Consider the following 26,093-nt stretch of genomic DNA (forward strand, 5'->3'; position numbering starts at 1 on the left):
CTGTAAAACCAAATTGACCTTCATGTTTAAAAAGATACTCATTGCAAACCGGGGCGAAATCGCCTTGCGTGTTATCAGGACCTGTCGCGAAATGGGGATTAAAACTGTTGCTGTATACTCTACAGCCGACAGGGATAGCCTCCATGTTCGATTTGCAGATGAGGCCGTTTGTATTGGTCCTCCGCCGAGCCGACAATCTTACCTAAGTATCCAAAATATTATTTCAGCGGCGGAAGTCACTGGAGCGGATGCTATTCACCCTGGTTACGGATTTTTGTCTGAAAACGCTGAGTTTTCACAGATATGCGCCGATTACGGCATCAAGTTCATTGGAGCTACCGCTACCCAGATTAACGGAATGGGCGATAAGGCAACCGCCAAAGCGACGATGATCGCGGCCGGTGTACCCGTGGTACCAGGCTCAGAGGGCCTTCTGGATTCCATCGAACATGGTAAAAAGCTGGCGGAAGGAATTGGTTACCCCGTTATCATCAAAGCAACCGCAGGCGGCGGCGGGCGCGGTATGCGGATCATCAATAAGCCGGAGGAATTTGAAAAGGCATGGAACGATGCCCGGACGGAATCTGCCGCTGCATTTGGCAACGATGGTTTATATCTTGAAAAATTCGTAGAGGAGCCCCGTCATATTGAAATTCAGATCATTGGTGACCAGTTTGGCAAGGTGTGCCATTTATCTGAGCGCGACTGCTCCATCCAGCGTCGTCACCAGAAACTGGTTGAAGAAACTCCCTCTCCGATTATTACCCCACAGCTTCGTGAAAAAATGGGTGCTGCTGCAATTAAAGGTGCACAGGCCATTGGTTATGAAGGTGCCGGAACGATTGAATTTCTGGTGGACAAGCATGGCGACTTCTTCTTCATGGAAATGAACACCCGTATCCAGGTGGAACATCCTATAACTGAAGAGGTTACTGATTTTGATTTGATTAAAGAGCAGATCAAAGTGGCAGCTGGAGAACCTATCTCAGGACAAAATTATACTCCCAAGCTTTTCGCAATGGAATGCCGGATCAATGCCGAAGATCCTGCCAATAATTTCAGGCCGGCTCCCGGAAAAATTACAAATCTGCACTTCCCTGGCGGACATGGCATTCGGATTGACAGCCACGTTTACAGCGGCTACACCATCCCACCTAATTATGATTCCATGATTGCCAAGCTCATTGTAAGCGGCCAGTCGAGAGAAGAAGTAATTACCCGTATGAAGCGCGCTTTGCAGGAATTTGTGATTGAGGGCATCAAAACCACCATTCCTTTCCACATCAAGTTAATGGACGATCCTGGTTTCAAATCAGGAAACTTCACTACCAAGTATCTGGAAACGTTCGATTTTTCGACTCTTTAAAAATAAGACAATAAAAAGAGAAGCCCCTGCAAACGGAATGTTTGCAGGGGCTTCTCTTTTAGTCAATAATCAGCTCAAAACTGCTTCCTGTGATACATCGGACAATCGGACACAAGTTTATACGGGCGATTGAAAGCCTGCTGCCACAATTTGAAATGATCAGCAAGTTTGCAAATCACTGGTGCACTTTCATGATAAGTGTGTGACTATAAAAAGTTCTCATAAAGAGAACTTAAAAAAGGTCATTCTAAAACGCTTAAACCACCCCCGGTAGTGAATAAGGAGAACGATACTTTCTGGTGAGCAATTTATTCGCCTCATCATCACCTACAAACTTCTCAGCCTTAGGGTCAAATGTCAGTGCCCTGCCGGTGCGGTATGCGATATTTCCCAAATGGGCCAAGCCCGACGATAAATGCGCGGTTTCAACCGGGCCGTTTAATATTTTCGGATCTCTTGCTACCACCGCATCAATAAAGTTTTTGAAGTGATCGCCACCGGCTTTGCGCGTAGGGCCCGCCTTTTTGTCTTTTCCCAGAAAAGTCTCGTAAAAATCATAGCCTTTCACCACCATATATCCTTCCGAACCATAGAAAATATTCCCAATGCCCGTCCCGCCTTCATCGTTTGTCATCCAGGGCCGAACTTCAAACTCGATGATCTTTTTCTCTTTTGGATAAATAAATGAAGAACTCAGCACCTCAGGCGTTTCCTTGGCATCGTTCCAAAGGAACTTGCCGCCTGAAGAAGTAATCTTTTCGGGAAAACTTTCGACCCCCAATCCCCACATACACATATCCGTTTCGTGAATTCCCTGGTTGCCGATGTCGCCATTACCATAGTTCCAATGCCAATGCCAATCATAGTGAACATAATTTTTAGAAAAAGGCTTCATTTCAGCCGGGCCAGTCCATAAATCGTAGTTCAAACCGGCAGGAACTGGCTCGGTACCTCTGTCACCGATATCCGGCCTCCATTTATAAACCAATCCCCTCGCCATGTAAACGTTGCCAATCAAGCCATCGCGCAGATGCTTTACAGCTTCTTTTAATGCCTCCGAACTTCGCAGCTGCACACCGTGCTGTACAATTCTTTTATACTTATGGGCGGCCTCAATCATTTTACGGCCTTCGTGCAAGTTATGGGAGCCTGGTTTTTCAACATAAACATCTTTACCAGCCTGACAAGCCCATATCGTAGCAAGTGCATGCCAGTGATTGGGTGTTGCTATACTGACTACGTCGATAGATTTATCCTCAAATACTTTACGAAGGTCATTTTCGGTCTCTACTTTTTTGCCAGTTTTCGTTTCAAACTCTTTGGCCCTGGTCTGTAGGATATTGTTATCGGGATCGCAAAGTGTAGCTACCTCTACATTTACCAGGTTATTAAATCCTGCAATGTGGGATTGGCCGCGACCATTCACGCCTAAAACGGCCACGCGAACCTTGTCATTCGCGCCAAATGCGCTGGCAGGTATGATGTAGGGAATCGATAGTGCCACGGCCGCACTGGTCGAGTTTTTAATAAAATCCCTTCTTGAGACTTCGTTTGATTTTTCCATAGGATTAAGGTTAAGGTATTTGCGCCAGATGAGGAAACAGTTTGAAGGCAATCAGGTAGACGACATCAGCACGATCTTCCCTTATTCGGCCCTTACTAAAAAGTACTACTTAGCGATGCTTTAGTACTATGAAGAGCTATATTTTTTGAATTCAGAAGTAGAATTGAAGATTTCTTTCAAGAAGTTTCGGAAGAAGGTTGGGGCGACTCCAAAAAATTAGCCACGAATACACGGTCACGGCAGCAGTGAATGAACTCGACAGCTTTCGCGCATTCGCGTATTCGTGGCACTAAAACTTAAAGATTTCCAACCGCCTGATGGATCTGCGTCACCGTATCCACGTAATTATCTTCGTTAGGCAGCCCGAAAAGCGACTTTTCCTTGATCATCTTAGCGACGTTTTCCGGAACGAGATCTTCCCAACCAGGCTCGCCTCTTTTGATTTTTTCCAGCACATAGTCGGTCGTGATATGCATTCTCTCTTTGTTGTAGTTCCTGATATCTTCAATTTTATCATTGATGATCAGGTACTGGAACAGCGGGCGCAAATGGTCCGGGACAACAAAGTTTTCGCAACTGTAAACCGAACCGTCAGGCTGTAGCGTCGGGTATATAAAAAGCTTCACTTTTCTACTGAAAAGCGTAGCAAAGGATTCGAGGATACCCCCGGGAAGAAATTCATAGTGTTTCTCTTCAAAAATATCCTGCAAACTGGGACTGCCCAGTAAAAGCCCGGCTTTAAGCTTGGTTAACCTGGATAAATAAGCCACCAGACGGTAATATTCATGATGATTGGAGATCATCACCATATGCCCAAGCGAACAAAGGATGTCTACCCTGTCGAGAAAATCCTTTTCGTCGATATCACGGTCACCGGCTTTGAGGTTATGCAATGTCAGTTCTGAGATCAGCACCACTTTAGACTCGTCCACATCCGGCTCTGCAAGAAACTGTTTCTGCCCGTTGCTGATCAGGTCAATATGCACGTTGGTAATTGGTCTCAAACGGCCGCGCATCATCAGGATGTGCTTTTTGTATAATGCTTCGGAAGGCTGCAAAACGCCGCCGTCGCTTCCGAAAAGCGCCGCGTCCGTAAAACCGTTTTTCACCAGACGAAGGCTCATCAGCCGGTTGTCCACTTTTGCAAAATCCGGCCCGCTGAAACGGACCATGTCGATCTCAATTCGATCCGTCGTCAGATCGTCCATCAAGGACAGCAAAAGAATTTCCGGGGATTTGTAGTAGAAAAAGCAGCCATACATCAGGTTCACACCAATGATACCCAATGCCTGTTGCTGTAGAATATTCTCGTCGTCCCGCATCCTGACATGGATCACCACATAGTTCGTAGGCCCCATGGGCGTAAGCTGGAATTGCAGGCCGATCCAACCGTGGGATTCATTGGTTTTCTGAAAGTTAAGGGCAACTACTGTATTAGCAAAAGCAAAGAACTGGCTGTCCTCTCCACGCTTCTCTGAGAGTCTTTTTTCGACCAGGTTATATTCCCGGTTGAGCATTTTCATGAGACGGGATTCCACCACATACCTGCCTCCCTCTTCCGTTCCATATATCGCATCACTGAAGGTCATGTCGTAGGCCGACATTGTTTTCGCAACCGTTCCCGAAGCACCACCTGCCTTAAAAAAGTAGGCAGCCGTTTCCTGGCCAGCCCCAATTTCAGCGAAAGAACCGTAAATCGCGCGATCCAGGTTAATCCTTAATGCTTTTTGTTTTGTACCAAGATTCTTTTCGTACATAACTTTAATGGGTAAGATGAAAAGCTTTACTTGTAAATATAAGAAAAATACACTACCATATAACTACATTTAATTGAGTTATGGTTTCAGAATGGAAAAGTTCTAAAACCTAATATTGAAGTAACACGATTTTTTATGCTAAAATCATGACCCCGGCCCCAGCCTGTTTATTTGTATACGGAACCTTGATGCGCGGATTTACCAATCTGTTTGCAGAAAAGCTCAGCTTGTCCGCCCGCTTCGAGGGAGAGGGGTGCTTCAACGGCTATCTGTATCGCGTAAGTTGGTACCCGGGTGCGGTTTATGACCTATCGGCCCAATCAGAAGTGCATGGTGAAATATATCAACTGACCTCTCTTGAAATACTGAAAGAGCTGGATGAATACGAAGACGTTATGGAAGACGAAGCTGCAAGTATTTACCTGCGGAAAATAATTCCGGTAAAGACAGTAATTGGCACTGAAGTAACTTGCTGGACCTATCTATACAACCAGCCGGTAACCGGATTCCCCCTCATTGAAGGGGGCCGTTTTGCAGGCTAGGCATTGATACTCTCTCCAATGATCCGTAGGCCGTCCAATGTGAGGCGCTGGTCAATTTCAACAAACTCGTCTTTGAGTGTTTCGATGATCGATGATAAGCCGCCGGTAGCCACGGCAATACACTCACCACCAAGCTCGGCACGGATACGGGTTAACAGGGATTTGACCAAACCTTCATATCCAAGCAAAATACCCGCCTGTATAGCCTCCGTTGTATTACGCCCTATCGCCGTGGGCGGCAGCTGAAGCGGAACTTCGGGCAACTGGGCTGTATTGGCAAATAGCGCTTTTACAGCAGTAACCAGGCCCGGCAATATTGCAACTCCCAGTATTTTACTGTCTTTGGAAACGGTCGTAAATGTCAGTGCTGTGCCGAAATCGACAACGACGCAATTCTGTTTATACCGGTTGGATACCGCTACCGCGTTGGCAATCAGATCGGCACCAATTTCGTGCGGATGGTCAATGGCTATGTCGAGGGCCGGATAGATCTCAGGACCGACCACAATAATATCATCCCCAAACAGCGACCGGAGCATTCTTGTTATGATTGGCGTGAGTGCAGGAACAACGCTGCTCAGCACAACCGTCTCCATATCTCCGAACCAAAGCCCAGCTTCCAGAAAATGCAGCCTGAGCTTAGATTCGTAATGGATTTCATTTTCCTGTACAAGCGAGCGCGTCCGCCAGATATAATCCCAATTTTCTGATTGGTAAAGCCCAAAAACGGTATCTGTATTGCCAACATCGACTGCTAGAAGCATAACTTTCAATTTACATCCGGGGGCAAATTAAAGGCATTATTCAAATAAAACTTCATTGCATCCTTCATTTACATCTGTTTCTTTTTTGATAATCTATAATTTTAACAAAAAATAACCCGAGCCGTCGCATCTGCGCTTTTAACAAACCGGCCTGTATCTATTCACATACATTTATATGCTTTTTCCCAATCGTTATAGTCTTCTTTTTCTGGGACTTACACTGATAGGTTTTGTCAATTATGCACACGCACAAGCAATTCCCGAGTGGCAGGACCCGCAGGTGATCAGTATCAATACCGAGAAGCCGCACGCTGATTTCATTCCCTATGCTACTGAAAAAGGCGCCTTAACGGGGGACAAAAAGACGCCCTTTGTACAATCCCTCAATGGGAGCTGGAAATTCAAATGGGCTTCTCATCCATCCAGGGCCCAGCTCAATTTCTTCGATCCGAAAATTTCCGACGCCAATTGGGAAAATATACCGGTACCTTCCAACTGGCAGGTATTTGGCGCCCGGGAGGGACGGAGTTACGACAGGCCGATTTTCACAAACATCCAGCACCCGTTTAAAGCAACACCCCCCAGGATCACTGCCGATACCAATGCAGTGGGTATGTACCGGACCACATTCACCCTTTCCGAAGATGTAAAAGACAAACAGGTTTTCCTGAGGTTCGCGGGAGTGCAATCCGCCTGCTATGTCTGGCTGAATGGTGTTGCGATCGGCTACCACGAGGACGGCATGACGCCTTTTGAATTCGATATTACAGAAGATGCAAAGCCGGGACTTAATTTATTGGCTGTCGAAGTCATCAATTGGTCCGACGGCAGTTACCTGGAAGATCAGGACTTCTGGCGGCTTTCCGGAATTTTCAGGGACGTCAATTTATTGCTATTGCCCAAAGTAATCCTGACCGATGTCTCCGTCAGAACGACTTTGGATGCCAATCATGAGCATGCTACCCTTAAGCTGAGCGCTTACGTAAAAAACTTCAACACGCAGCCCATCCATGCACACCAGGTGTTGTTCACGCTGTACGATGCTAATAAAGCGGTTGTGGTGACACCTGTAAGCCAAATGGTCAGCACGCTGGAAGTGGGCAAGGAAGGATCCGTAAGGGTCGAGGTTCCGGTCCCTAACCCTGTCAAGTGGAATGCAGAAAATCCTTATCTGTACACGCTGACGGTGCAGCTTATGAATTCTGACGGCAAGGTGCTGGAGGCGACGAGCCAGAAAGTAGGTTTCAGAGATGTAAAAATCAGGAACGGACAATTGCTCGTCAACGGCAGGGCCATCACGATCAAGGGGGTTAACCGACATGAATTTGATCCTGAAACCGGCAGGGTGATCAGCCGCGAATTAATGGTCAGGGACATTACCCTAATGAAGCAAAATAATATCAATGCGGTCCGGACGTCCCATTATCCCAATACATCAGAATGGTACGACTTATGCGACCAATATGGTTTGTATGTGGTGGATGAGGCAAACATCGAAAGCCATGAGCTTTGGAGCAAAGGTGTAATCCTGGCCGACAATCCGCAATGGCGGGCCGCCTTTCTTGCCAGGGGAAATGCCATGATCGAGCGGGACAAGAACCATCCTTCGGTGATCATCTGGTCATTGGGAAATGAGTCGGGAATGGGTGAAAATTTTACGGCTATGGGCGATTTTATACATTTGGCCGACCCTACCCGGCCTATTCATTACGAAGGACGAAAAGATTATAGGCCTACCACGCTGAGCAATTTTGATATCATATCCGTCATGTATCCGTCCACGCAGGATATGCTGGACCTTGTGAAAAAGGACAAGACCAGGCCGTTGATTGTTTGCGAATATGCCCACGGAATGGGTAACAGCATCGGTAACCTGAAAGAATATTGGGAGGTTATTGAAAAAAACCCAACCATGCAGGGCGGCTTTATCTGGGACTGGGTTGACCAGGGCCTCAAATTAAAAAAAACCGACGGCAGTACGTATTGGGACTATTTCAATTACATAGACGGCGCAAATGCGGGTGACGGGCTCGTTAACCCTGACCGTACCCCTCAGCCTGAATTGAATGAAGTAAAGAAAGTTTACCAATCTATAAAATTTGAAACGCCGGACACCCTGCGTGCCGGAGAAAAACAAATTGCAATCCGCAATACCTATGATTTCCAATCCTTAAACGGGTACGACCTGGTCTGGTCTGTACAGGAAAATGGAAAGGTAATCGGAAAAGGGGGTACGATCACAAACCTCAATGCGCAGCCAGGACAAAAACAATTGGTCACAATTCCTTACGAACTGCCGGCCAGCCCAAAACCCCAGGCGGAATACTTTCTCAATCTAAGTCTGAGATTAAAAGACGCTAATATATGGTCGGCAAAAGGTTTTGAAATTGCCTGGCAACAGGTACCGGTGCTGAAAGCCGTACCGCAAGCCTCGCAGGTTAGCTTATATGGAGAAAAACCATTGCGCATCACCCAGGTCAGCTCAGGCAGGGTGGCCATTCATGGCCAGGACTTTTCAGTCACTTTTGACAAAGCTGCTGGCCGGATTATTTCCTTTAAAAACAAAAAAGAGGAAATGGTCGACAGCGGCCCATATCCTGATTTCTGGCGTGTCCCCACGGACAATGATGAGGGCGGCGGTGCGAATAGCTATGCCTCGAAATGGAGGAATGCCAGCCTCGATACCCTTGAAGTGGTAACTTCTGAAATGAAGACACAGAGGGTCACTGCGCAGGTTTACAAAGTCATTTTAGACAAAACATTAAGGAGCACTAAGGGGGAAATGGACGTCCATACAGAATACCTGGTGTATACCTCGGGCGACGTGTATGTTCAAAACACATTTAGCCCGTCGGGCGAATGGCCGCCTCTTGCCAAGATCGGAATGCAGTTCAGCATGCCTGCGTCCTTCAACAAAACGCAATGGTACGGCAATGGCCCTCACGAGACTTATGCTGACCGAAAAACGAGTGGCAAAATTGGAATTTATGGCGGGCCAGTCGCCGACCAGCATTTTCCATACATGATGCCGCAGGAGAATGGTAACAAAACAAACGTGCGTTGGGCAGCAGTCACGAACCAGGAAGGGAGCGGTATTCTTGTGATCAGCGACTCTGTTTTCAACTTTAACGTACATGATTATACGGCGCGCGCATTGCTGGCTGCCAAAAAGCGTGCATCTGTCTTAGAACGAGGGAATGTTACAACAGTAAATGTCGATCTGGCCCAAATGGGACTAGGCGGCGACGACAGCTGGTCGCCCCGGGTCCATGATGCCTATCTACTGCCGGCCAAAACTTACTCTTACAGCTTCCGGTTAAGAGCGATCGACAACACTTCCAATATCGAACAAATCGCAGGTAGCCAATTGCCCTACACGGGCAAAACGTCCAATCATCCAACTGCTGAATCAGTAACCACGGATGAAGATCCGGAAGCGGAGGAAGTAGCGGAACCGGTACGCAAAACGGCAGTTAAAAAAGCCGCTGTCAGGAAGAAACCTGCACGCAGACGGAGCTCCTCCCGTCGCCGCAGACGGAGGTAGCTAGACTTACCAAGCCTTGAAGACGGGTGTCTCCAGAATAGGTAAGTCTGCGCCCAATTATTTCTTCGGCACCAATACGTATTGTGTTTTAACGGTTATCACCTGCGCGATTTTTACAAATACCACCTGCGGAACTTCGATCTTATGATCCGTCAAGGGCACTTCAAAGTCTGAGGTAATCGTAATTTTCCCTCCCTCAATTTTTATTTTTCCCGCAATCGTACGCTCTTTAGTTACGCCATGAACCGTAAATTTTCCGGTCGCCGAAGCGTCGTATTCGCCGTCTTTCGAATAATCAGGCGCTTTATCAATTGTCCCGCTGAACGTTGCCGTGGGATATTTAGCCGACTCGATATAATTTTCGTTAAAATGCTCCTGCATCAGTTTATTGGGAAAATCAAAGTCCCTCATATTCATCCGGATCGCGAGCTGATTGTTGGCCGTATTCAGGATAGCCTGACACTTATTGTTCCGGGCATCCACGTTTTCCAAAGGTGTGACAGACAGAAACCGTGTATTGCCGCTTGAAGTCGAAAACATGCCTCCCTGGGCCAAAACGTGACCCGAGTGCAAAGCGATACTTAGCACGGTGAGCAGGACCGTGTGAATAAGATGCCGTTTCATAGTTTGTTAGTTGATCAGTTGGATACTTTTTTATTCTTTTTATCAAAACTGAATGTCCTGGAAAGATTAAATCCATAATGAATATCGCCCTTACCCCAGGTGCCGGTCGTCTCGCCGATAAACTGTTTTTCAATCATTCCGAGTGAATTGGTGAAATGCAGTTGAAAAACGTGGCCACCGGTCTCGATATCCACACCAAATGACATAGAATCATAATAGGGAGCAGTTGCCGTGTTCTTTTTACGGGCGGTGTAAAAATATTCGCCGTTCAGTGAAACCCGTTTGGAAAGCTTATACCGTCCGCCGAATCCTAACGCAAACAGGATCTTTTCGTCTCCGGTAACGTCGGGATGATTGCGGTGCAAATACGTAGGCGACAATTGCAGGGATAATCTTTCCCCAAATTTTCTGGCAATGAGTACCTGTGCGGAGTAAGTAATTTTATCCTGGAACTCCAATTCTTTGTTGACAGTCGCAATAGCCGTGCTGCCGAACAGCGTGACAGAAAATGGAACCGACTTTGCGCCTGAGCTCTGTTTCAGCAGCTTATATTTTGCAAGAAAATCATATACTTTCTGCGACGTGCTTCTGCCAACCCCAATCATCAAATCGTCGGTGAGTCCATATTCAAATCCCATTCTCATTGTTGCTTGGTCTAGCCCGAAAAACTGGTAGGCTCCCGAGTTCAGCCTTCCAAAACGGTGCGAGATCCTGAAATCCATATGGTTTTTCTTCATGGTTTCAACCGAGTGGCCGTTTACAACCCGGGTCGATTTGAAAGTTGCCGTAACCGGCACTTTCTGGGCGCTGTCCTGCTTGGAAAGTTCATTTAATAAATCATCCTGCGCATAAACCATGGTGATTGGGCACAGTAATAGTATTACCAGGCGGAGTAATTTCATCGTAACGTAGATTAGGCGGTAACTGTTAGCGTTTTCCCGTCGGCCGAGAGCGAAGTTTTGTAAGCTTTGAGCGCGACGGTTGCGGGACCTTGTTCCACGGCTCCCGTTGTTGAAAATTCCGATTGATGAGTGGGGCATAAAAAATCATTCTGGGCCGCCCTGAAACCGATCGTAGAACCTTCGTGGGTACACGTTTTTGAAAGTGCTACGTACGAACCGCTATTGGTGTGTGCAACAATCGTATCTCCAATTACCTGGAAGCCGCCTGCTGTCGCGATTTTGGTGACTACCGTCAGGTCCACCGTAAAGTTTACCGCACTTCCTGTTGTAGTCCCTGTAATGCCGGTACCCGTTCCGCTTCCGGTATCCGGACTGGGGTCGTCGGTGCTCGACCCGCACGAAGTGAGCGTGGTTCCCATGCAATAAAATGCCATTAACGTCGAGGTACTTAACCCCAGGCTTCTCAGGAATTCTCCCCTTTTCATTGTCGCTTGTTTGTGAGTCTCCATGGTGAATAGTTAAAAAATAAATCAGTAGATATAATGAGCCATTACGAATGAGCGAACCTAGCGGAATGTCGGCGTGTAGCGAAGAGATAACCACATACCTGTTGTCATGAGGTTGACTTTTCCATAACCAACACCCTTCAGAGGAATTCGTATGTATGGTTCGGCAAGAATGGAAAGCTTTTTTGTAATCGTTCGTTCGTAACCGACTGATGCATTCAAGTGGCTTAGAAGAAACAAGCCGGTTTTTCCCTGCCAACCAGTTTTTTGCAGATCGACATTTTGTTCATAGTGATACTCGTATTTCTCCTTTTGGACATAATAAGATGAAAACCCGGTACCCACGAACCATCTCGATTGAGCCTTTTGAGAAACATCGTAGCGGATCCCGAGCGGTACTTCATACATTGTACATGTTCCATCTACCTCATAAGGTGTATTGATTGACGTCACGTACTTGGAGAATTCATACTCATCCCCGACGGCGCTGTAATCTTTTACACTTCTTATCAAGCCGATTTGCAGATACAGTCTTTTTGTAATTCCATATTCATAAAGCAGCGAAAAAGCATTCCCGGGTTTGGTAAAATTCTTGAATCCGACGGTTGTCAGATCAGGAGAATAACCTAATCTGATAGCCCATTTGGGAGATTCTGCGATCTTGCCTTGGCCTGCTTCAGGTTGCTCCGTAAAAACATCTGCAGGCGGCGGGATGATCTTGGGATAACCTACCTTATTTTTCCAGGATAATGGTCTGTTGGAAAGTAAGGACGCTGAAACGACCATTTTCTGCTCAGAAATATTTGTGCCTCCGGCAGCTCCGGGATTATTATTTAAACCTGCCGAGTTACCCTGCTTGTCGGGACTGCCCGCCGGCAAAATGGCATTCCCTTCTTCAACCCCATTGGAACCAATAGCCTGCCTTGCCCCAAGTTCGGAGGCCTTGGTTCCTTTAGAGTCGCTTATAAGTCCTTCTTTCTGATTGGTTAAAATAAGAGCCCCGTCGCCTCCTTCCGTCTTTGAGCGGTTAGGCTCTAAGTACACTCCGCCTGCCTTAGATAGGCTCCGGGGCAATTTTTTTGATACCATTGTTTCTTTAATCGAAACTGGCTTACGGCTCAAAGTAGCCTCAGCTAGTTTATTTGCTTTCAATGCCACACTTTTCTCCGGAATAATTTTCTCGTTTGCCGGGGTGATTTTACTGGCCTCGTTTACGCTGGAGCCTGCACTTTCCACTTTGGGGTCAACCGGCAGCTTCTCATTTGCAGATAAAGACGCCTCGTCTTTCGCTTTTGTTGCAACTCCCTGCTTAACCTGCGCCGAAATTCTGGTTTCGTTGTTTTCCCTTGAACCCGATATCCAGAAATAAGACACGATACCAGCCGGGATCAACAACAACAGAAGCCCTAAGGGCCACCACTTCCTGAACCAAGCACCTGCAGTCCTTCCATCCTGTTGATCGAGGCGCTTTTTAAGACTATTCCAATCTTCCGGGTCAAACTCTGGATCAAGCTCTTCTGATGACTTTCTGAAGAGCTTATCCAGTTCGTCATCTGGTAACTCTATCATAATTGTCAATGTTGATTTTAGATAACATTTCTCTTAACTTTTCTCTTGCACGCGACAAGTTTGATTTTGACGCTCCAACCGAAATACTCAGCTGTTCTGCAATTTCTTCGTGTGTGTAGCCGTCGATCACTGATAAACTAAAAACAATCCGGTATGAGGGCGTCAGTTTCTGGATCAGCCCAACCAGCTCTTCATGCGCCAGTTTACTGATCACCGTTTCGTCTACGGACACCTGTTCGGCCACTTCCACATCATCAAACACATCTCTCCGAACTTCCTGTCTGTAGTGGTCCAGCGCTGTATTGATCATGATCCTACCTAACCAGGTTTTAAATGAGCGGTTTGAATCAAAGCTTTCGAGCTTGGTAAAAACCTTCAAAAATCCGTCGTTAAGTATCTCCTTAGCCTCATCCCGGCTCCGTGTATAGCGTAAACAAATGCTCATAGCATAGCCGTAAAACTGTTTATACAACAGCTCCTGACTGCGGCGGTTTTTACTTAAACAGCCGTCGAGTAGTTCATGAAGAACGGCGGAGTTATACTCGGGCATGCTATTCGCTTTTTTTGGATGATACGCTCAAATCAAAATGAGGGTTGCTTGGAAGCACACACGAATTTTAAAATATTCAATAATTTCTTAATTTTTTGTTTGTAACGCAACGAGCGAACCGAAAAAACTCTAAATGTGATCGGTTGAAAAGCGGGCCAGTTATTCCCAAGCTGAAAGAAAAAGTTGATACTATATTCAGCGGATCAGATCTAACCCAAGCCGTTCAACTGGCCGCTGAATGTAACATACTCTACCATGAACACCCAAAAAAAAGCGACTGCCCGGCTTCATGAATTAGATGCACTTAGAGGTATCTCTGCGCTCAGTGTTATGCTTTTCCATTTTACGATCAATGCGAATAAACAAAAGCTTGGCTGGGCATTCAACCCGGGCGTCACAGGGGTAGATATTTTCTTTATGATCAGTGGTTTTGTCATATTTCTTTCAATTTCGAAAATTAAAAATTGGCAAGACTTTGTAGTCAACCGATTTGCCCGATTATATCCAGCGTTCTGGTCTTGTTTACTGATTACTGTTTTCTTTTCCTTGCTCTTTGAACCAGAGCGCATCAGTGTGTTCAATGTCGTCGCCAACGCCACGATGGTCCCATGCTATTTTGGTGTGGAAGACTTGGACGGCTCTTACTGGACGCTTGTCATCGAACTCACCTTTTATTTCTGGATATTAATTATTTATATTTTTAAAGGGATAAATCGTATTGAGCTCATCGGCTTCCTCACGATTTTGATTGTGATTGCTTTTCACGAGTTTGCATTGTTTTATCCCAATATCTATCGAGTAACTCAAAAAGTCCAGTTGGTCAATCACTTTCCCCTATTCTATTCCGGGATATTGTTTTACAATATGAAAAACAAATCGAATTCGCGAAGGTATATTCCCCTAATGTTGTGTAGCGTATTTGCTTCATTCTATCTGCACGACAAGGGTGGCAGGTCACTATACTTTATTTCAGCCAATTTGCACTACCTCCTGATCACTTTGTTTCACCTAATTTTTGCCCTTTTCTGCCTGGAAAAACTTCATTTCTTAAAATTCAAACCGTTATTATTTTTGGGCAAAATTTCCTATTGCCTGTATCTCATCCACCAGTACGTCGGCCTCAGGTTAATTTCAAAATTCACGAATGATTTTCGAATCAACATTTACTTCTCACTCTTTCTGAGTATCACGATCTGCATTTCGATGGCCTATCTGGTCAACCGGTTCATTGAGGTCCCCTGCAATCGGATCATAAGAAACTATTATGGGAAGAAGGTTGCGAACAACATTTGAGAAAACAATAGCAAAGAATCGAAGTGCGCTTGCCGCTGGTATGCGCATGACGCCGCACCTCCTTACCTACTCACTTGTTTGAGTTAATTGCCTATTTTTACCTTCTTATTTTTGCGACGTCCATACAATTGGACAAAGCACCGGCAAATACAATATTTATCTCGAATGGCCAACAATGAAAATAACAGCGAGCAACCTTCTCCGTTTGCAATAAGGAAACTCAGCTGGCAGGGGCTTAAAACAACCATTGATCTTTTCAGGTACCTGAGACCGTACAGAGGCACTTTTATTATCGGACTGATATTTCTGGCGCTTTCTACCGGAACATCTCTCGCCTTCCCCAAGCTCGTGGGGAACATCATCGAGGTAATCGAGGGCAAATCCAAATACACGATCAACCAGATCACGATCTTTCTCTTTTTCGTCCTGATCTGCCAATCTGTATTCTCCTACTTCCGGATCTATCTGTTTACCAAAGTCAGTGAGCTTGCAATGACCAACATCCGCGCAGACGTTTTCAGCAAGATCATTACCTTACCTATTTCATTTCTGGAACAACGAAGGGTAGGCGAGCTAACCAGCCGCATTACTTCCGATGTTTCCCAGTTGCAGGGCCTGTTATCCTTTACATTGGCCGAGGTTTTCAGACAGCTGGCAACGCTGATCGTAGGCATCGGGATCCTCTTTTACACGTCTTGGAAGCTCACATTATTCATGCTGGCTACTTTTCCGGTACTGGTTATTGCTTCCGTTTTCTTCGGCAGGCATATGCGTCGATTGGCTAAAAAAGCACAGGATGAACTGGCTGCTGCCAATGTAGTGGTCGAAGAAACTTTGCAATCTGTCAACGTCGTCAAAGCGTTTACCAACGAGCCATTGGAAATTGACCGTTACAAAACGATCCTCGGCCGTGTCGTGGACCTCTCTTTGTATGCGGCCACATTTCGCGGCGGGTTCGTTTCGTTTATCATATTCGCTTTGTTTGGCGGAATCGTGGGGGTGGTATGGTACGGTGCGGCACTGGTCCAAGCCGGTGAATTTGGGCTTTCCGACCTGTTTACATTTATCCTCTATACCACTTTCATTGGTGCATCCATCAGCGGAATGGGTGATCTGTACGCGCAGATCAACCGGGTGATAGGCGCCTCGGAGCGCATTTTTGAAATCCTTGAAGAGACCCCTGAAATTTCCATTGAAGACGCTAAAAAAGCAGAACCTGGCCGCATGACTGGCGAAGTTACTTATCAGGATATCCATTTTTCGTATCCTTCACGGGCCGATTTGCCCGTTCTCAAAGGGATATCGTTTCACATTAATGCAGGGGAAAAAATCGCGCTTGTAGGCTACAGCGGCGCCGGCAAGTCCACCATCATCCAGTTGTTGATGCGTTTTTACGATTACCAGTCAGGAGAAATCTTGATCGACGGTAAGCCGCTCAACAGCTACGGTATTTCCGAATTGCGTAAGAATATTGCGATCGTACCCCAGGAAGTAATGCTGTTTGGCGGGACGATTTATGAAAACATTGCCTATGGAAAGCCCTCTGCTACCCGTGAGGAAATTCAGGATGCAGCCAAGCGCGCGCATGCACTGGAATTTATCGATACGTTCCCGGAAAAATTTGAAACGATTGTTGGCGAAAGGGGCATCAAATTGTCAGGTGGGCAGCGCCAGCGCATCGCCATTGCGAGGGCTATTTTGAAAAACCCTAAAATTCTGATCCTCGACGAGGCGACAAGTTCTCTCGATGCGGAATCTGAGAAGCTCGTCCAAGTCGCATTGGACGAACTCATGCAAAACCGAACCACGATTGTCATTGCGCACCGGCTCGCCACGATCCGGAAAGTGGATATGATTTATGTGATCCGCGAAGGCCGAATCGCGGAATCCGGCACGCATCAGGAGTTGACGATACTTGACAATGGTTTATATGCCAATCTGATCAAGCTGCAGTTCGAAACCACCGAAAGCAACTGATGGAGCAAAATTCAATGACTACTAAAACTTCTTCCAGGATTTTTTTCGAAACAGCGTTCGAAAAAGCCCGTCTCGCGGAAGCCGCAGCACAAAAAAAATTCAGTAACCTGTCACTTGTCAGAGTTGGTATTTTTATCCTGATGCTGGTTCTTGCCTGGCTCTGGAACAAAACAAATCAGCCGACCATAGCCATTGGTATAGGTGCATTGCTGGTGTTATTTCTATTTCTGATGAAAAAACACCAGCAGGTCAGGAGAGCGAGGGACTTCCAGAAGAACCTCCAGACCGTCAATGAAGACGAATTGGAAAGGTTGTCATTTCGGTTTAAAAGAACAGACACCGGATCTCAGTTTCTGGAAAAAGAACATGCGTATGCTACCGACCTTGACATTTTTGGAGAATATTCCTTGTTCAAGCTACTAAACAGGACGCGTACTGCAGAGGGTAGCCGCAGACTGGCAGACTGGCTTAAAAACCATGCTTGCCCGGAAGAAATACGCATGCGGCAACAGGCTTCGGAAAACTTCATAGAATTCCCCCACCTCGTCCAGCAATGGGAGGCAACTGCCCTGTTACATCAGCATGCGGCTCAGCAGATCGACTCCTTTCGCGCCTGGACAGCAGAAACGCTGGCTCCAGAATTGTCCCGTTTTATCCGCCTGCGCTGGTTTCCTGTAATTACGCTGATCATCGGTGTGTTGACGTTCGCTGAATTAATTCCGGCCTGGCTGTTGATCCTGAGCTTAAGTCTTCACCTTGTTATTTTAAGGCGTTTTCTGGCTACTATTCAGGATATCACCAACAGGACCGGCGCACTCGGGAAAACACTTGTTGCTTACGGCGACCTGTTGAAAAACGCTGAGTCGGCCCCTTACCAGGCACAATGGTGGCTTCAGCGAAAGGCCCTGATCAACGGCGCCTCCCATGCATTGAACCAGGTAGGCACTCTTTTTGAACGGCTTGATTATCGTAACAACCCGTTTTTTTCGCTCTTCGTCGGCATTCCTACACTCTGGGACGTGCATTGTCTAGCAGGGATCGAGGAATGGAAAAAAGCCAATCATACCAAACTGCTGCATTGGCTAGACGTACTTGCTGATACCGAAGCGATGAACAGCCTGGCAGGCCATTCATTTGCGAATGCGGATTGTATTCTCCCTACAATACTTTCCTCCGATAGTGTGTCGATCCAAACGGCCGCAATGGGCCACCCACTGATCCCGCTGCAAAAAAGGGTGAGCAATCACTTTCAATTGGACGGAACCGGAAACACGATTTTGGTGACCGGATCCAACATGTCTGGGAAAAGTACCTTTCTCAGGACAATCGGACTCAACCTGGTGTTAGCTCAAATGGGTGCGGTGGTTAGCGCTGCCGGGTTTACCTCCTCTCCGGTAAGGATATTCAGCAGTATGCGTACACAGGATTCGCTGGAAGAAAGCACTTCATCATTTTATGCCGAACTGAAAAGGTTACGCCGGCTTCTGGAACTCGCCGATGCAAATGGGGAGTCACCCGTCTTTTATTTATTGGATGAAATTTTAAAAGGTACCAACTCCGCCGACCGCCACCGCGGCGCAGAAGCGCTGATTCGCCAGTTGCATACTAAAAATGCCTCCGGACTGGTATCGACGCATGACCTTGAGCTCGGTGAATGGGGTGCGACGGAAGATTATGTTCACAATTTCCATTTCAGATCTGATGTTGAAGAGGGCAGGCTAAGCTTTGATTATCGATTGTATGAAGGAATATGTCGCAGCTTCAATGCGTCAGAGTTAATGCGCATGATGGGTATCGACATTGACCTGACAAATAAAAGCATCCCTGATTAACCGGGAAAACGCGGTTTTAATGTTACAAAAGGATTTGCGTAACTTTACTGATTACATTTACGTTTATAAGTACTAATAAAATGCAGACGGTTCGAAACCCTCTTCAATGGTTTAATAAATAACACAAATAACGATTACGAAACCTGAATGGAAGTATTAATAATGGCCGGACAGCTCATATTGGGCTTGTCGATTTTGGTAGGACTACACGAGTGGGGTCATATGGCTGCCGCGAAACTGTTCGGAATGCGGGTAGAGAAATATTTTATCGGTTTTCCTCCAAAAATTTTCAGCATAACAAGAGGAGAAACTGAATATGGAATAGGCGCAATCCCCCTTGGCGGGTTTGTGAAAATATCGGGAATGATCGACGAATCTATGGATACCGCGGCGATGAGCCAGGAGCCTCAGCCGTGGGAATTCCGTTCCAAGCCAGCCTGGCAGCGTTTGATTGTCATGCTCGGCGGGATTATTGTCAATGTGATTGTGGGCATCTTTATTTTCATAGTGATCGCTTATAAGGAGGGCGACAAGGTACTTTCGATCGACGAAGTCAATAAATATGGTATCGTGGCTGGGCCGCTTGCCCAGGAGATCGGATTGAAAACCGGCGATAAAATTGTGAGGGTCAATGGCAAAGCGATCGCAGATTTTGGTGATGTGGTCAGCTCCGAGGTCTTTCTGGGGACAAACAGCTCTTATACGATAAACCGTGACGGAAAAGAAGTACAAATTGAGATCCCCAATAATTTTGTTGAAAAACTGGATTCACGCCGTGGTCCTCAGGACAGGGGGAATTTCATCCGTGCATTGGAGCCCTTCAAAATCGGAGAATTGGTGCCTGCTTCACCTGCTGAAAAAGCCGGATTGAAAACAGGCGATAAGGTGATTTCCATTGGCGGAAAACCCATTCAGTTTTTTCATGAAATGCAAAACGAGTTGCAGCAACTAAAAGGCAAAAAAACCCAATTGGTTGTGCAGCGCGACGCCGAGCAGAAAACACTTACTGCTACCGTTTCCAGTGATGGCACTTTGGGTTTTTATCCATTGAGCCTATTGAACTACACCACGGTTGAGTATACGCTGAACCAGGCCATAGCAATCGGTACCCAGGATGCTTTCAAGGTGGTTTTTGATAATATCAAGGGTTTCGGCAAAATATTTCGTGGCGAAGTATCTGCGTCCAAAGCGCTGAGTGGCCCAATCGGTATTGCCCGAATGTTTGGTGGTATCTGGGACTGGGGACGCTTCTGGTATCTGACCGGGCTTCTTTCCATGGTCCTCGCTTTTATGAACGCGCTCCCGATACCTGCATTGGATGGCGGGCATGCCGTTATCCTTTCTTACGAAATCATTTCGGGCCGGAAGCCATCTGATAAATTTCTTGAAAACGCCCAGAAAGTCGGTATGGTACTGTTGCTTGGCTTAATGGCTTTTGCAATTTTCAATGATGTCTGGAAAGCGGTATTCTGACATGAAGAAATGGAAAGTGTTATTCATCTTTCCATTTCTGTTGCTTATTTCAGCCACACCAAAACATCAGTACCATGTTTCGGTGACCCAAATGCAGTACAATCCGGCGCAAAAATCATTTGAAATCAGCATCAGGACTTTTACCGATGATCTCGAAAAGGGCTTATCAGAGAGTAATGATCAGCGCAGGTTCACGATCAGGAACGATGATAAGAATGATTCTTTCGTCGAACAGTATATCCGGAAATCATTCATTCTGACTGATCAACAAAAAAAGCCGACAAATATCCGCTATTTAGGCAAGGAACAGGAAGAGGATGCTACCTGGATTTACCTGGAAATTCCTATCCCGGGGCCTCCGAGTGGCTTTAAGCTTCAAAACACCACACTAATGGAAGTTTTTGACGATCAGGTCAACATGACGAACATCAAAATTGCTTCCGAAAAGCAGACTTTTTTATTCAAAAAAGGGCAGACCACACATTCATTTTAAGCACCAGGATCGTATAAAAAGGCATGACACAATGTTTGGTGGCATGGCTATTTTTGTTTATACTACCCTTTCTTTTGAGAGTCATTATATATATATTGGGAAAACGTTATCTGTCATTTTGACAGAATGCCTATGAAATTTGAACCTTCTGACTTATACAGTCGGCTGCTGATGTCTGACTCAGACATGGATAGCCTTGAAATTGTCCCTCTTGGTGGCCCCGATGGCTCCGATGAGCCTTTTGAACTTCCCAATGAACTAGCAATACTGCCGATCAGGCAAACAGTACTTTTCCCGGGAATGGTGATTCCCGTAACCGTCGTGCGCCAAAAAGCCATCAGGCTTGTTAAAAAGATATATCGCAATTCAGACATCAATCAGCGCATACTTGGCGCAGTTACACAGGCGATCCCCAATAAAGAGGATCCCACCGCCGAAGACCTTTTTAATGTAGGCACCGTAGCGCAGATCCTTAAAATGATCACGCTTCCTGATGGTAATGTGACGATCATCGTACAGGGAAGGCAGCGTTTTGAAATTAAAAAAATCGTCCATGAGGAACCTTATCTCACTGCCGAGGTACGTGGTATCGAGGATTCTTTTGTAGGGCCGACGAAAAAGGAATCGAAGGCACTTTTGCAATCCTTGCGCGACGGAGCGCACAAGATCATGCGCCTAAACCCTGAAATTCCTCAGGAAGCCAGGATTGCGCTGGATAATATCGAAAGCCCGATATTTCTGATCCATTTTTTGTCTTCCAATATCAATGTGGAAGTAGCCGACAAACAAAAGCTGCTGGAAGAAAGAAATGGCCACAAGCAGGCGACACTTTTGCTTCAGTATATGATGCGGGAGATTGAAATGCTGGAATTAAAAAGAGAGATCCAGACAAAAGCCAGCTCTGATATCGACCAGCAGCAAAGGGATTATTTTCTTCGTCAGCAGATCAAAGTGCTGCACGATGAACTCGGAATGGACAGCCCTGAACGTGACCTGGACGATATCCGTCTGAAAGCCAGTCAGAAAAAATGGCCGGATCAGGTACGGAACCATTTTGAAAAAGAACTTAACAAACTTCAGCGCATCAACCCAATGGCACCGGAGTACCCGGTAACCATGAATTATCTCGAAACGCTCGTGGATTTGCCATGGGGTCAGTATACAAAGGATAATTTCGATCTGGTAAGAGCACAGAAGGTGCTGGATGCTGATCATTTTGGCCTGGAAAAGGTAAAGGAAAGAATTATTGAATACCTGGCTGTACTTAAATTGAAAGGCAACCTCAAGGCGCCCATACTTTGCCTGTATGGCCCTCCGGGGGTTGGTAAAACTTCTCTTGGCAAATCCATCGCCAAAGCATTGAACCGGGAATACATCCGTATGGCGCTAGGTGGCGTCCACGACGAGGCGGAGATCAGGGGGCACCGCAAAACCTATATTGGCGCAATGCCAGGGAAAATCATCCAGAATATTAAGAAAGCCGGATCTGCCAACCCGGTATTCATTCTGGACGAGATTGATAAAGTAAGTTCGGACTACCGTGGAGACCCTTCTTCTGCATTACTGGAAGTGTTGGATCCCGAACAGAATTCATCTTTCACGGACAACTATCTGGAAGTAGAATACGATCTTTCCAAAGTCTTGTTCGTTGCCACCGCCAATGCATTGGACACCATACACCCCGCCCTGCGCGACCGTATGGAGATCATCGAAATGACTGGCTACACCATTGAGGAGAAATTGCAGATCGCAAAGCGGTACCTCGTTCCAAAACAGCGTAAGGACCACGGATTGAAATCAACCGATATCAAGATCGATGATTCGGCACTGCTGCGGATCATCGAAGGGTACACGCGAGAGTCGGGCGTTCGGAACCTCGAACAAAAAGTGGGAGGGGTTGTACGTAAGATTGCCAAATCGGTCGCCATGGAACAGGAATATCCGAAAACGATCAGGCAGGAACAGATTGAAAAATACCTGGGTGCTGAGATTTTTGATAAAGACTTATATCAGGACAACGACTTCGCAGGGGTAGTCACCGGCCTTGCCTGGACATCCGTTGGCGGGGAAATACTTTTTATAGAAACCAGCCTGAGCCGTGGCAAGGGTAATCTGACCCTCTCAGGCCAGCTTGGTGATGTGATGAAAGAATCTGCCGTCGCCGCGCTGTCGTATCTCAAGGCCAATGCAGACCGTATGGGGATCGACTATCGCATTTTTAACCACTACGACCTGCATGTACACGTACCTGCAGGCGCTGTACCCAAAGACGGACCTTCCGCCGGGGTAACCATGGTTACGTCGATGGCGTCTATCTTCACACAACGCAGGGTAAAACCATATATCGCTATGACGGGAGAAATCACATTGCGTGGTAAGGTACTTCCGGTGGGCGGCGTGAAAGAAAAAATCCTGGCAGCCCGCCGCGCAGGAGTGAAAGAGATTATTCTTTGTATAAAAAATAAGAAGGACGTAGAAGAAGTACCGGCTAACTATATCAAAGACCTGAGTTTCCATTACGTGGATCAGATTGACGAAGTTTTGTCTTTCGCTCTTCTGCCAGACAAAGTCAAAAATGCCACCAATTTCATTTTCCCCGAAGAAAAAAGGGAGAAAGAAGAAAGCGGCTACGTTACGCTGGGCGTATAAAGCTCATAAGTTCTGGAAAACATAAAAAAGAGACCCTGAAAGCGTCTCTTTTTTATTAGGGGTTGTGATTCAAAATCGCGTCATCTATATTGTACTTATATCTATTGAAAATGTCGTTACCCATACTTTCGCCCGAATTACTAGATCAACGCCCTGAACTTTTCCCCAATCATCAGGAATTACTTTCTCTGCCTGAGAAGATCATTCAATTTGGCACCGGTGTTTTACTCCGTGGTTTACCCGACTATTTTGTCAATAAAGCCAATCAGCAGGGCATTTTCAATGGACGTATTGTGGTGGTGAAGTCAACTTCAGGCGGAGGTACCGATTCATTTGAGCAGCAAAAAAACATTTATTCCCATAGCATCCGCGGCATTGAAAATGGCGCGCGGATCGACGAGTCGGTCATCAACGGTTCGATCAGCCGGACAATTTCGGCACAAAGTCATTGGAAAGAAATCCTCCGATGCGCGCACAATCCGGAGTTGAAGATTGCGATATCCAACACAACCGAAGTCGGTATCCAATTAACAGAAGATGATATCTTCGCCTCACCGCCAGCTTCATTTCCGGGTAAACTGACCGCCTATTTATATGAACGCTTTAAGGCATTTACCGGATCTAAGGACTCCGGGATGGTAATTGTTCCTACCGAATTAATTGTTGGGAACGGCCCTAAACTTAAAGCAATCGTGCTGGAACAGGCTAAAAGGCATCATCTTGGAGAAGCTTTTACGGAATGGATAGAAGGATATAACCATTTCTGCAGTTCGCTGGTCGACAGGATTGTCCCGGGAAAGCCTGATGCAGAAGCAGTGGGCGAACTGTCGGAAAAGCATGGGTTTACAGACAATTTGTTGATTGTTTCGGAGGTTTACAGGCTTTGGGCAATTGAAGGTGATTCACACGTCCGGTCTGTCCTGAATTTTGCCGATGCGGATCATGGAGTGGTTATTGAACCGAATATTGACCTTTATCGCGAGCTCAAACTTCGTTTGCTGAATGGCACGCACACGCTGGCATCGGGGTTATGTTTTCTGAATGGATTGGATACGGTTAGGGAAAGCATGGAAAGTGCGGAGACAGCTGCATTCATTTCCGATATCATGCTAAAAGAACTGGCCCCGGCTATCCCCTATCCCGTAGATCCCGAAAAAGCGCTTCAATTCGGGAATCAGGTTCTGGACCGTTTCAAAAATCCGTTTATACGTCATCAGTTGATCGATATAACAGTTCAGTACACAGCCAAAATGAAAATGCGGAATATTCCGACATTGCTGAACCACTACCAAAAAACAGATCAGGCGCCCGTTCTTTTTGCAAAAGGATTCGCTGCATTTCTCAGGTTTATGAAGCCTGTTGTCCACAAGGACGGAGCTTACTATGGCGACAGGAACGGTCAACCGTATTCAATCAGGTGTGATTCCGCAGGTTATTTTGACGAAAAATGGAAAAATGCTGCCTCCCCGCTGGATCTCGCTGATCAGGTGCTGGCCGACGCCTCGTTATGGGATACCGACCTTACTTTGCTCCCAGGCTTCGCGGACGCAGTAAAAGAAAACATGGTTGAATTGATTTCCAGCGGCAGCTCAACGCGCTGATTAAAAGATATCTTAGCGGCGTTTAATTCGGAAAGCGGTCTTCAAATAATATTTGATAAAGTGTAAGAGGATAACTGTTCCTTTGAACATCCCGGTACATGAATTTTTCAATGATGCAGAGTTGGTAGCTTTCAGCATTGCTAACCCCGAACTGACGGTTGAAAGGGACGAGCATGGACAACTCTTCACCAAACACGACTCCCACTTTCGGCAAAAATGTCCAAGTGGGTTGAGAATAGTGTAAGACTTGACTGGTTGATTTACGCTGATCAGCAGATTACCCGCGTATACGAGCGAGTAAAAGCATCTATCGAGTCAGATTTGACGAAGCGTTATCCTACGGAATTGTCCTGACCAAAAAGTCGGTCAGGTTAAGCGACATGCTCGAATTCTGGTTTTATTTCCTTTTCAGTTATCCCTGCCTGAATTCTTTAACCAGCGCTATACTTTCAGCAACTTTCTGCTCAATCCACGGGAAATTACCTTCTGCTACTACGTCCTTAGGAAAGAGGTTAGACCCCAGCCCAACAGCATAAGCCCCGGCCCCAAACCATTCGTTGATACTTTCACGTGTAGGCTGGACACCACCTGTAACCATGATTTTTACTTTTGGCATCGGGCCCCTTATGGCGCGTATAAAAGCGGACCCTACCACTTCTCCCGGGAAAAGTTTTACTACTTCTGCCCCAGCCTGTTGAGCATTGTATATCTCGGTTAATGTGGAAACTCCGGGGATCCAAGGGATATTCGCTTTGGCACAAGCATGGCCTACTTCGGGGTTCAGGCATGGTGTGACAATAAAGTCAGTGCCGACGTCGATGAATTTCTGGGCAGTTTCCGCGTCGTAAATGGTACCAATACCCAGTGACAAACCAGGAAGACTTTCCTTAGTGTAAGCCAGTAGCTCTGTAAAAACATGGTAGGCATTGTCGCCGCGATTTGTAAATTCAAATGCCCTCGCGCCACCCCGGTAGCTTGCGTTGATCACCTCTTTCACCACTTCTATATCTGCATGATAAAACAAGGGTACAATCCCTACCTCGTTAATCAGCACCAATGTTGTTTCTCTGTCCATAATATGGGTTAA

The 26,093-nt window shown here is 46.3% G+C and carries 19 protein-coding genes; 10 read left to right on the top strand and 9 right to left on the bottom strand.

Translation table 11 applies throughout. The features are described 5' to 3' along the window. Positions 1-22 precede the first annotated feature (22 nt). Entirely contained in the window at positions 23-1,366 is a 1,344-nt protein-coding gene (gene accC / locus AC1XUF_RS24795; RefSeq protein WP_483344547.1) for an acetyl-CoA carboxylase biotin carboxylase subunit, read from the top strand. Positions 1,367-1,622: 256 nt separating this feature from the next. Here the strand turns inward: accC and AC1XUF_RS24800 are convergent, their stop codons facing one another. Further along, positions 1,623-2,930, bottom strand: a complete 1,308-nt coding sequence (locus AC1XUF_RS24800; RefSeq protein WP_483344548.1) for a Gfo/Idh/MocA family protein — start codon at positions 2,928-2,930, stop codon at positions 1,623-1,625. 296 nt (positions 2,931-3,226) lie between these two features. Next, positions 3,227-4,687, bottom strand: coding sequence for a TonB-dependent receptor (locus AC1XUF_RS24805; RefSeq protein WP_483344549.1), 1,461 nt, complete (start codon positions 4,685-4,687; stop codon positions 3,227-3,229). A 146-nt stretch (positions 4,688-4,833) separates the two neighbouring features. On the opposite strand from AC1XUF_RS24805, the gene AC1XUF_RS24810 reads away from it, so the two are divergent. After that, positions 4,834-5,229 carry a gamma-glutamylcyclotransferase family protein gene (locus tag AC1XUF_RS24810; protein ID WP_483344550.1) on the top strand — a complete coding sequence of 132 codons (396 nt, stop codon included), beginning with the start codon at positions 4,834-4,836 and terminating at the stop codon, positions 5,227-5,229. Here the strand turns inward: AC1XUF_RS24810 and AC1XUF_RS24815 are convergent. Next, entirely contained in the window at positions 5,226-5,993 is a 768-nt protein-coding gene (locus tag AC1XUF_RS24815) for a type III pantothenate kinase (RefSeq protein ID WP_483344551.1), read from the bottom strand. The two genes, AC1XUF_RS24810 and AC1XUF_RS24815, sit on opposite strands and share 4 nt — an antisense overlap. Positions 5,994-6,168: 175 nt before the next feature. On the opposite strand from AC1XUF_RS24815, the gene lacZ reads away from it, so the two are divergent. After that, positions 6,169-9,537 (top strand): beta-galactosidase, LacZ type, encoded by a 3,369-nt coding sequence (gene lacZ / locus AC1XUF_RS24820; RefSeq protein WP_483344552.1) that lies wholly within the window; start codon positions 6,169-6,171, stop codon positions 9,535-9,537. Positions 9,538-9,594: 57 nt separating this feature from the next. Here lacZ and AC1XUF_RS24825 read toward each other — a convergent pair whose 3' ends face one another. The 5 genes from AC1XUF_RS24825 to AC1XUF_RS24845 all read right to left on the bottom strand — a co-directional run bounded on the left by AC1XUF_RS24825 (position 9,595) and on the right by AC1XUF_RS24845 (position 13,688). Further along, positions 9,595-10,161, bottom strand: a complete 567-nt coding sequence (locus tag AC1XUF_RS24825) for a YceI family protein (protein ID WP_483344553.1) — start codon at positions 10,159-10,161, stop codon at positions 9,595-9,597. 14 nt (positions 10,162-10,175) lie between these two features. Next, complete coding sequence (locus tag AC1XUF_RS24830; protein ID WP_483344554.1) at positions 10,176-11,063, bottom strand: DUF5777 family beta-barrel protein; 888 nt, start codon at positions 11,061-11,063, stop codon at positions 10,176-10,178. An 11-nt stretch (positions 11,064-11,074) separates the two neighbouring features. Then, the gene (locus tag AC1XUF_RS24835) at positions 11,075-11,548 is read right to left on the bottom strand and encodes a QcrA and Rieske domain-containing protein (RefSeq protein WP_483344555.1); all 474 of its coding nucleotides are present in this window, start codon (positions 11,546-11,548) and stop codon (positions 11,075-11,077) included. A gap of 81 nt (positions 11,549-11,629) precedes the next feature. Next, positions 11,630-13,138 (bottom strand): hypothetical protein, encoded by a 1,509-nt coding sequence (locus tag AC1XUF_RS24840; RefSeq protein WP_483344556.1) that lies wholly within the window; start codon positions 13,136-13,138, stop codon positions 11,630-11,632. Further along, on the bottom strand, positions 13,119-13,688 hold the full coding sequence (locus AC1XUF_RS24845; protein ID WP_483344557.1) for an RNA polymerase sigma factor: 570 nt from the start codon (positions 13,686-13,688) through the stop codon (positions 13,119-13,121). The genes AC1XUF_RS24840 and AC1XUF_RS24845 overlap by 20 nt, the downstream gene beginning before the upstream one ends. Before the next feature lie 255 nt (positions 13,689-13,943). Here AC1XUF_RS24845 and AC1XUF_RS24850 point away from each other — a divergent pair, with 255 nt between their 5' ends. From AC1XUF_RS24850 to AC1XUF_RS24880, 7 genes are all read left to right on the top strand, one after another. Continuing rightward, a complete protein-coding gene (locus AC1XUF_RS24850) occupies positions 13,944-14,981 on the top strand; it encodes an acyltransferase family protein (protein WP_483344558.1) in 1,038 nt (345 codons plus the stop codon). A gap of 165 nt (positions 14,982-15,146) precedes the next feature. Then, positions 15,147-16,958 carry an ABC transporter ATP-binding protein gene (locus AC1XUF_RS24855; RefSeq protein ID WP_483344559.1) on the top strand — a complete coding sequence of 604 codons (1,812 nt, stop codon included), beginning with the start codon at positions 15,147-15,149 and terminating at the stop codon, positions 16,956-16,958. Positions 16,959-16,972: 14 nt separating this feature from the next. Continuing rightward, positions 16,973-18,790 carry a MutS-related protein gene (locus AC1XUF_RS24860; RefSeq protein WP_483344560.1) on the top strand — a complete coding sequence of 606 codons (1,818 nt, stop codon included), beginning with the start codon at positions 16,973-16,975 and terminating at the stop codon, positions 18,788-18,790. Positions 18,791-18,937: 147 nt separating this feature from the next. Next, on the top strand, positions 18,938-20,263 hold the full coding sequence (rseP, locus tag AC1XUF_RS24865; protein WP_483344561.1) for an RIP metalloprotease RseP: 1,326 nt from the start codon (positions 18,938-18,940) through the stop codon (positions 20,261-20,263). Between the two features lies 1 nt (position 20,264). Further along, the gene (locus AC1XUF_RS24870; RefSeq protein WP_483344562.1) at positions 20,265-20,756 is read left to right on the top strand and encodes a DUF6702 family protein; all 492 of its coding nucleotides are present in this window, start codon (positions 20,265-20,267) and stop codon (positions 20,754-20,756) included. 132 nt (positions 20,757-20,888) lie between these two features. Continuing rightward, complete coding sequence (lon, locus tag AC1XUF_RS24875) at positions 20,889-23,405, top strand: endopeptidase La (protein WP_483344563.1); 2,517 nt, start codon at positions 20,889-20,891, stop codon at positions 23,403-23,405. Positions 23,406-23,515: 110 nt separating this feature from the next. After that, positions 23,516-25,006, top strand: a complete 1,491-nt coding sequence (locus AC1XUF_RS24880) for a tagaturonate reductase (protein WP_483344564.1) — start codon at positions 23,516-23,518, stop codon at positions 25,004-25,006. Positions 25,007-25,418: 412 nt separating this feature from the next. Here AC1XUF_RS24880 and AC1XUF_RS24885 read toward each other — a convergent pair whose 3' ends face one another. Next, entirely contained in the window at positions 25,419-26,081 is a 663-nt protein-coding gene (locus tag AC1XUF_RS24885) for a bifunctional 4-hydroxy-2-oxoglutarate aldolase/2-dehydro-3-deoxy-phosphogluconate aldolase (RefSeq protein ID WP_483344565.1), read from the bottom strand. Positions 26,082-26,093: the final 12 nt, after the last annotated feature.

This window comes from Dyadobacter sp. HNCC25DJ185, assembly GCF_056895195.1.

Bases quoted from the DNA above. Each gene is read 5' to 3' on its own strand.
- AC1XUF_RS24800 (WP_483344548.1), bottom strand. From the start codon at position 2,930: ATGGAAAAATCAAACGAAGTCTCAAGAAGGGATTTTATTAAAAACTCG.
- AC1XUF_RS24855 (WP_483344559.1), top strand. From the start codon at position 15,147: ATGGCCAACAATGAAAATAACAGCGAGCAACCTTCTCCGTTTGCAATA.
- AC1XUF_RS24815 (WP_483344551.1), bottom strand. From the start codon at position 5,993: ATGCTTCTAGCAGTCGATGTTGGCAATACAGATACCGTTTTTGGGCTT.
- AC1XUF_RS24810 (WP_483344550.1), top strand. From the start codon at position 4,834: ATGACCCCGGCCCCAGCCTGTTTATTTGTATACGGAACCTTGATGCGC.
- AC1XUF_RS24850 (WP_483344558.1), top strand. From the start codon at position 13,944: ATGAACACCCAAAAAAAAGCGACTGCCCGGCTTCATGAATTAGATGCA.
- AC1XUF_RS24825 (WP_483344553.1), bottom strand. From the start codon at position 10,161: ATGAAACGGCATCTTATTCACACGGTCCTGCTCACCGTGCTAAGTATC.
- rseP (WP_483344561.1), top strand. From the start codon at position 18,938: ATGGAAGTATTAATAATGGCCGGACAGCTCATATTGGGCTTGTCGATT.
- AC1XUF_RS24805 (WP_483344549.1), bottom strand. From the start codon at position 4,687: ATGTACGAAAAGAATCTTGGTACAAAACAAAAAGCATTAAGGATTAAC.
- AC1XUF_RS24835 (WP_483344555.1), bottom strand. From the start codon at position 11,548: ATGAAAAGGGGAGAATTCCTGAGAAGCCTGGGGTTAAGTACCTCGACG.
- AC1XUF_RS24840 (WP_483344556.1), bottom strand. From the start codon at position 13,138: ATGATAGAGTTACCAGATGACGAACTGGATAAGCTCTTCAGAAAGTCA.
- lon (WP_483344563.1), top strand. From the start codon at position 20,889: ATGAAATTTGAACCTTCTGACTTATACAGTCGGCTGCTGATGTCTGAC.
- AC1XUF_RS24830 (WP_483344554.1), bottom strand. From the start codon at position 11,063: ATGAAATTACTCCGCCTGGTAATACTATTACTGTGCCCAATCACCATG.
- AC1XUF_RS24870 (WP_483344562.1), top strand. From the start codon at position 20,265: ATGAAGAAATGGAAAGTGTTATTCATCTTTCCATTTCTGTTGCTTATT.
- AC1XUF_RS24845 (WP_483344557.1), bottom strand. From the start codon at position 13,688: ATGCCCGAGTATAACTCCGCCGTTCTTCATGAACTACTCGACGGCTGT.
- accC (WP_483344547.1), top strand. From the start codon at position 23: ATGTTTAAAAAGATACTCATTGCAAACCGGGGCGAAATCGCCTTGCGT.
- lacZ (WP_483344552.1), top strand. From the start codon at position 6,169: ATGCTTTTTCCCAATCGTTATAGTCTTCTTTTTCTGGGACTTACACTG.
- AC1XUF_RS24860 (WP_483344560.1), top strand. From the start codon at position 16,973: ATGACTACTAAAACTTCTTCCAGGATTTTTTTCGAAACAGCGTTCGAA.
- AC1XUF_RS24885 (WP_483344565.1), bottom strand. From the start codon at position 26,081: ATGGACAGAGAAACAACATTGGTGCTGATTAACGAGGTAGGGATTGTA.
- AC1XUF_RS24880 (WP_483344564.1), top strand. From the start codon at position 23,516: ATGTCGTTACCCATACTTTCGCCCGAATTACTAGATCAACGCCCTGAA.